This is a genomic window from Bacteroidota bacterium, from assembly GCA_040388375.1.
Taxonomy (GTDB): Bacteria; Bacteroidota; Bacteroidia; order UKL13-3; family UKL13-3; genus JAAFJM01.
On record JAZKBU010000005.1, the window covers coordinates 540,624 to 546,831 of the forward strand.

The following is a 6,208-nucleotide window of genomic DNA, read 5'->3' on the forward strand; positions in this document are numbered from 1 at the left end:
TTTAATTTTTTGTAAAAGAATTAAGCAAATTATGGTTTTACATTTTGCTCAATGTAGCTGATAGCTTGACCAACAGTGCCAATTTTTTCAGCTTGATCATCTGGAATAGCAATGTTAAACTCTTTTTCGAATTCCATGATTAACTCAACAGTATCTAATGAATCTGCTCCAAGATCGTTAGTGAAGCTAGCCTCATTAGTAATTTCTGATTCTTCAACACCAAGTTTATCAACTATGATGTTTTTTACTTTTTCTTCAACGTTTGACATTATTGTAATTTTATTAAATGTTTAATTGTGGGTGCAAATAAAGCGGTTTTTACTAAAAAAATAAACATTTTAAATTATGTTGATAATCAATGTTTAAAATGATTGTAAAGTATTTGTAATCAGTTTTTTGAGTTTTAAACACCACCCATTACATAAAGGTTTGAAAGTGTAGGTTGGGCACTGCCTCCTTCATTTTCGAGCGTAATAGCAAAGGCTTGCGCTGCTCCGAAGTCTTTCATTTTGTATAATACGGTATCGTTATTTAAATTTATAACCCCTGCATCAACAGGTTTTCCATCAACAATAGCCCAAAGTTGGTATTGTTTTCCTGCGGCCGGGCTTGGTAATTGTTTTATTTGTAAAAACACCTCACGCGTATCCTTTTTCCAGTAAATCATAGCCATTTGGTTACGGGTTTTATCAACCGATGGCATGACTATTTTCTGAACCTGCGGGTCGCTCATTATTTCCATTTCGGCCTTGTACTCGTTTAGCTTTACTTTGGTGCTTTTTTCACTATTGGCCAATACACTTTTTTCTGAGTTTAACGCTAAGACCAATTCATTGGCGCTTTGCCATTTGGTATATAAAACCACATTACCTATTAAGCTTACTATAATAACAGCCGCAGCAGCCATCCAGTAATTGTTGTTGGTTTTAGTAATTGGAATTACTTCGGCTTGTTCAACTTTACTGATATGTATGGTTGGTTTCTCCAACTCATCTATTTCGGCAAATATATTTTCTTTTATAAATGAAGGAGGGGTTTTGGCATTGGCTTGGGCATAGTTGTGCATAGCCTGAGTTGTTTTCTCCAATTCAGCCTGCAGCTCAGGGTACAAAGCACAAAGACGCTCAAAGTCTAGCGCTTCTGCTTCATTGCAAAGTCCGTAAACGTAACTCTCCACAATTCCTGATTCTATGTATGCCTCTATATTCAATTTACTTAATTAATATCAAAAACTTTTCTTAACTCAATCATAGCATTCCGTATTCGCGACTTAACTGTACCCAATGGCATATTCAATTCTTTTGAAATTTCATCGTGGGTATAGCCTTCAAAATATACTTTATCTATCAATTGTCTGTGTTCCGGTCGCAGGTTCGAAACTATTTTTTTTAATCCAATCTGGTCAACCTTTGCCTGTACCTGGTATGAAGCATCAATGTTTACCAAGTTGTCATCAATACTTTGGTTTTGTGCTTGCTTATTGTATTGTTTCGAGCGTACTTCATCAATAGCTGAATTTCTGCAAACATTGAGCATCCACGTATATATTGAACCTTTTTCCCTACTATAATTGTCTATGTTTTTCCAAATCTTTACAAAAGCTTCCTGTAAAACATCGTTGGCTATTTCTTCATTTTGCGTAATCCTGTTTATTACACCATAAAGTGCAGCCGAATAGTTATCGTATAAATAACTAAACGCTTCCCTGTTTTTTTCTTTCAGGGCACTAACAAGCAATTGCTCGTTTTTATATGGTTGATTATCTTTGATAGAATTAACTTTATAAGCCGGTGCAATTTATATAAAATACGTACAAATTGGCTGCTTGGATTTTTTTAGTATTAATTTTTTTTTCCGTAGGCCAAATCTCCTGCATCGCCTAAGCCTGGAACTATATAACTGTGCTCGTTTAATTCATTGTCAATAGCGGCAGTATATATTTTTGCCTGTGGCATAAACTTGTTTACATACGCTATACCTTGCTGGCTGGCAATTAAACTGGCTATATATACTTTGTTGGGTTTTCCGTTGCGGCAAAGTGCCTGATAAGCCAGGTACATACTGCGCCCGGTGGCTAACATGGGGTCTATGAGTATAATGGTTTTATCCAATAAATCAGGCGAAGCCATGTATTCTACTACTATTTCAAATTCACCGGGAGAGCTATGTTTACGGTAGGCTGATACAAAGGCTGAATCGGCTTCATCAAAATAACTTAAAAAACCATCCTGCATAGCCAGTCCTGCTCTGAGTATGGTACAAACTACAGGTTGTTGTGCAAGTACTTTTGTATTGGCTTTGCTAAGCGAGGTTTCAGTAACGGTATCACTGTACGCTAAATCCTTGCTTATTTCATAAGCAATAATCTGGCCTATACGTTCTAAGTTTTTTCTAAAGCGTAACGTGTCCTTTTGTATTTGTACATCGCGTATTTGCGTAAGGTAATGCCAAACAAGGGAGTTGTTGTCTGATAAATTGGTTATCATATCAGTGGTTTAGTCTTTCTTAGAAGGTGTTTTATAGATGCGTACCGAATCTAGTTTTGATGTAGTCGGTTTAGCAGGCGCAACCGGTAAAGGTTTTTGTATTTGTAGCTTAATGCTATCCTGCTTGGTTAATGGCCTTATTTTTATAATGCTGTCAATAGCGGCTTGGTTTTTATTTACTATTAATGGTTTGGCAGCAGCAGCTCCTTTTTCGGAAGGCATTACTATACTGGTCGGATATATTCTAACCCCGTAATCGGTACCTTCTTTTAACATAGGGGCCACAGCCATTTGCGTGTAGTTTTTAAAGAAACATAAATCGCGGGTATTAAAGCTTTGTGCAGGAATGTTTTGAATAAGCTTACCTGTTTCTACTTCCCATACTTTTACACTGCCATCGTTACAGCCGGTTGCGCAATATTTGCTATCGAAAGTAAAAGCCACTGCCGTTACTTTCCAGCAGTCAACAGGCAGCTTACGGATTTCTTTTCCTGATTTTAAATCCCAAATACGGGCACTTTTATCGTTGCTACCACTAATTAAGTAATTTTGATTAGGGCTTATTTCAATAGCATTTACGGCATCGGTATGGCCCACAAATGAGCGCATTACAGCACCTGTAGCTACGTTTAATACTTTAATGGTTGGCTCTGCACCGGCTACAAATAAAAACTTAGGATCGGTACCCAATGTTAAAGCATTAACGGAAACACCGTTTTCAAACACACGTAGCTTTTTGTTGGCTTCTATAGCCCACAACACAATTTTACCTCTTTCATCGCCACTAAAAATAAACTTACCTTTATTGTCAAACGTAATGGCATTGATATTTGATTGGTGTGCTGTCGGGTCAGCATAATCCCTTATTTTTTTAAATAAGCTATCGTAAACACCTATAGAGAAATCGTTAGAGCCACTTGCCAATAAGTTTCCTGCATTGTTAAACCTAACGGTAGTAACAGGGGCCAAATGCGCTTTAATGGTTTTTATTAATTTAAAAGCAGTGTCGCCACTGTAAATGTTAATGGTATTGTCCCAACCTGCGGTAGCTAAGTAGTTGTTTTTGGCTGAATAGCTTAGCCCGTTTACATCGTTAGTATGGCCGGGTAAAATGGTTTTAGGTGTAGTAATTTGCGTTTGAGCAAAGGTATTAAGTGCAAACAAACAGCATATAATGGGAGTGAATATTTTTTTCATTGAAATAATGGTAACTCTGGTATTTTTTGTAATGCGAACCTAAAGAAAGTAATTAAAAAAATGGTAACTGTTAATAAATTGGTACAAAATGTTTGTTTATGAGCCTAAACGGGCTTACCTGCCAGCCATTTAGGGTACGATTTACAATATTGGCTAATGGGACAAATTTCGCATTTGGGCGACCTTGCCGTACACGTATAACGCCCGTGTAATATAAGCCAGTGGTGGGCTATGGCTACATACTCCTCCGGAATATATTTAAGCAATTGCATTTCCGTTTGCAGCGGGTTTTTGGCATTGGTGGTTAAGCCTAAGCGAGCACTTACCCTAAATACATGGGTATCTACCGCCATACTGGGCTGGTTAAAAACCACCGAGGTAATTACATTGGCTGTTTTCCTGCCCACTCCCGGTAGCTTTACTAAATCTTCCGTATTGTCAGGAATTTTACCATTAAAATCGTGTACTAACATATTGGCCATGCCAATTAAATGTTTGCTTTTGTTACTGGGAAAACTGACTGATTTAATATAATAAAATACTTCGTCATACTCCGCTTCGGCCAATTTTTGAGGGGTAGGAAAGGCTTTGAACAATTCAGGCGTAACCATATTTATTCTTTTATCGGTACACTGGGCTGAAAGTATAACGGCTATCAATAGCTGGAAAGGGTTTTCGTAATGCAGCTCCGTTTCGGCTATTGGCTGATTTGTTTTAAAATAATCAATTATATATTCAAACCGTTCTTTTTTAGTCATAACATTTTGAGTTGAATGCTTGCAATAATAAAGTCAAATTAGGTAAACATACCCTGTTATGTTTATTATTGCTAAAAAATTAACCATGAAAATAATTGCCATGCTGCTTTTGCTTGTAGGTTTACAGGTAAATATATCGGCACAAAATAATAACGACAGCTTTAACCCGGCACAGACCAGCGCCAAAGTGTTAACCAAGCGTATTATTAAAATAAATTCACCCGACAGCATTAACCCTGATTTTGAAGTAAGCAGGGGAACAGCTTTGGTTTTTCAATACGAGTACAAAGCCAAAGAATACATCAATATGGCTGATGATGAAATGGTGGAACGAATCATTTTTCAGGTATCGCCAAGGGGAACCCGGTTTGATTTCAATACCTCATCTATCAGCAAGGCCAAGATGATTTATACCTTAAGCTGCTTTTGTGCAGAGCGGGGCAACTATGTAATAAAACATGGCCGTATAAGTGGCCGGAAAATAAGCAAAAGGGTATGGGAAGTACAGTTTGACTTTACTTACTTCTCCAGAAGCTCTAATACACCTATTCATAAAAAATTCAGAGTTAAATTTAAAACGGCTTAATATACTTTATGGCAGCAAACAGTGCAGCAAACCTGCTTATAAAAAAAGCTACCCCGGCCGATGTGCCTTTAATTATTGATTTAATAAAACAACTGGCCATATACGAAAAGCTGGAAGCGGAAGCCAAAGCAACTCCGGCCGCTATTGAAACCTATTTGTTTAGCGATAAAGCGGTAGCGGAATGTTTACTGGCTTTTGCAGCTGATGAGTGCGTAGGCTTTGCCTTGTTTTTTCATAATTTCAGCACTTTTGTAGGCAAGCCGGGTATTTATTTGGAAGATTTATTTATTAAAGAGGCATACCGAGGTTTGGGTTACGGTAAACAGCTATTGCTGCATTTGGTACAAATAGCCAAAGAACGCAACTGCGGCAGGGTAGAGTGGAGTGTGTTGGACTGGAACGAACCTGCCATACAGTTTTATAAAAGTTTAGGTGCTACCGCCATGAGCGAGTGGACTGTTTACCGTTTAGATGATAAAGCCATTAACCAATTACTGACTCCGCATGCAGGTTAAAGTATATACCGATGGTTCGGCCAGGGGAAACCCCGGCAATGGCGGTTACGGCATAGTAATGGTAAGTGGTAAGCACCGCAAGGAGCTGTCTGCGGGTTACCGATATACCACCAATAACCGCATGGAGCTATTGGCCGTAATTGTAGCCATACAGCAATTAAAGTTTCCGAATACGGAAGTGGATATATATACCGATAGCAAATATGTATGCGAAGCCATTGAAAAACGCTGGGTGTTTGGCTGGCATGCCAAGAACTTTGCAGGCAAAAAGAATGGCGACTTATGGCGCGAGTTTTTAAAAATATACAGTAAGCATAAAATAAAAATGCATTGGGTAAAGGGCCATGCTGGCCATGTGGAGAATGAGCGTTGCGATGTGTTAGCCACCCAGGCAGCCGATGGCGGCAACCTGTTGGTTGATACGCAATATGAGCTGGAAAGCAAAAACGCCAATGGTTTGGTGTAAGTAAAGCACAAGCATATTATTTATAATTAATGGGTTAGCTTTAAAAAGCTATAAAGGCTTAAAATATATTTTGCGGGTAAAATAAAATGAGTATAATTGCAGCCCAATTTACAATGCCCGGATGGCGGAATTGGTAGACGCACTAGTCTCAAACACTAGCGAGAAATCGTGCCGGTTCGACTCCGGCTCCGGGTACGCAT

Annotated in this window: 9 protein-coding genes and 1 tRNA gene; 4 read left to right on the forward strand and 6 right to left on the reverse strand. The window is 38.4% G+C overall.

Going from position 1 to position 6,208, the window contains the following annotated elements:
* Nucleotides 1-29 precede the first annotated feature (29 nt).
* The 6 genes from V4538_09955 to nth all read right to left on the reverse strand — a co-directional run bounded on the left by V4538_09955 (nucleotide 30) and on the right by nth (nucleotide 4,441).
* The gene (locus V4538_09955) at nucleotides 30-269 is read right to left on the reverse strand and encodes an acyl carrier protein (protein MES2381357.1); all 240 of its coding nucleotides are present in this window, start codon (nucleotides 267-269) and stop codon (nucleotides 30-32) included.
* Between the two features lie 134 nt (nucleotides 270-403).
* Nucleotides 404-1,210: an anti-sigma factor gene (locus tag V4538_09960; GenBank protein ID MES2381358.1), complete on the reverse strand. Its 807-nt coding sequence runs from the start codon at nucleotides 1,208-1,210 to the stop codon at nucleotides 404-406.
* Nucleotides 1,211-1,215: 5 nt separating this feature from the next.
* The gene (locus tag V4538_09965) at nucleotides 1,216-1,737 is read right to left on the reverse strand and encodes an RNA polymerase sigma factor (GenBank protein MES2381359.1); all 522 of its coding nucleotides are present in this window, start codon (nucleotides 1,735-1,737) and stop codon (nucleotides 1,216-1,218) included.
* A gap of 104 nt (nucleotides 1,738-1,841) precedes the next feature.
* Nucleotides 1,842-2,486, reverse strand: a complete 645-nt coding sequence (upp, locus tag V4538_09970; GenBank protein ID MES2381360.1) for a uracil phosphoribosyltransferase — start codon at nucleotides 2,484-2,486, stop codon at nucleotides 1,842-1,844.
* A 9-nt stretch (nucleotides 2,487-2,495) separates the two neighbouring features.
* Nucleotides 2,496-3,683: a WD40 repeat domain-containing protein gene (locus tag V4538_09975; GenBank protein MES2381361.1), complete on the reverse strand. Its 1,188-nt coding sequence runs from the start codon at nucleotides 3,681-3,683 to the stop codon at nucleotides 2,496-2,498.
* Nucleotides 3,684-3,787: 104 nt separating this feature from the next.
* Nucleotides 3,788-4,441 (reverse strand): endonuclease III, encoded by a 654-nt coding sequence (gene nth, locus V4538_09980; protein MES2381362.1) that lies wholly within the window; start codon nucleotides 4,439-4,441, stop codon nucleotides 3,788-3,790.
* 85 nt (nucleotides 4,442-4,526) lie between these two features.
* On the opposite strand from nth, the gene V4538_09985 reads away from it, so the two are divergent.
* The 4 genes from V4538_09985 to V4538_10000 all read left to right on the forward strand — a co-directional run bounded on the left by V4538_09985 (nucleotide 4,527) and on the right by V4538_10000 (nucleotide 6,203).
* Nucleotides 4,527-5,027 (forward strand): hypothetical protein, encoded by a 501-nt coding sequence (locus tag V4538_09985; GenBank protein ID MES2381363.1) that lies wholly within the window; start codon nucleotides 4,527-4,529, stop codon nucleotides 5,025-5,027.
* Between the two features lie 8 nt (nucleotides 5,028-5,035).
* Nucleotides 5,036-5,542, forward strand: coding sequence for a GNAT family N-acetyltransferase (locus V4538_09990; protein ID MES2381364.1), 507 nt, complete (start codon nucleotides 5,036-5,038; stop codon nucleotides 5,540-5,542).
* Entirely contained in the window at nucleotides 5,532-6,008 is a 477-nt protein-coding gene (gene rnhA / locus V4538_09995; GenBank protein ID MES2381365.1) for a ribonuclease HI, read from the forward strand. The genes V4538_09990 and rnhA overlap by 11 nt, the downstream gene beginning before the upstream one ends.
* Before the next feature lie 115 nt (nucleotides 6,009-6,123).
* Nucleotides 6,124-6,203: transfer RNA gene (locus V4538_10000), tRNA-Leu, on the forward strand.
* Nucleotides 6,204-6,208: the final 5 nt, after the last annotated feature.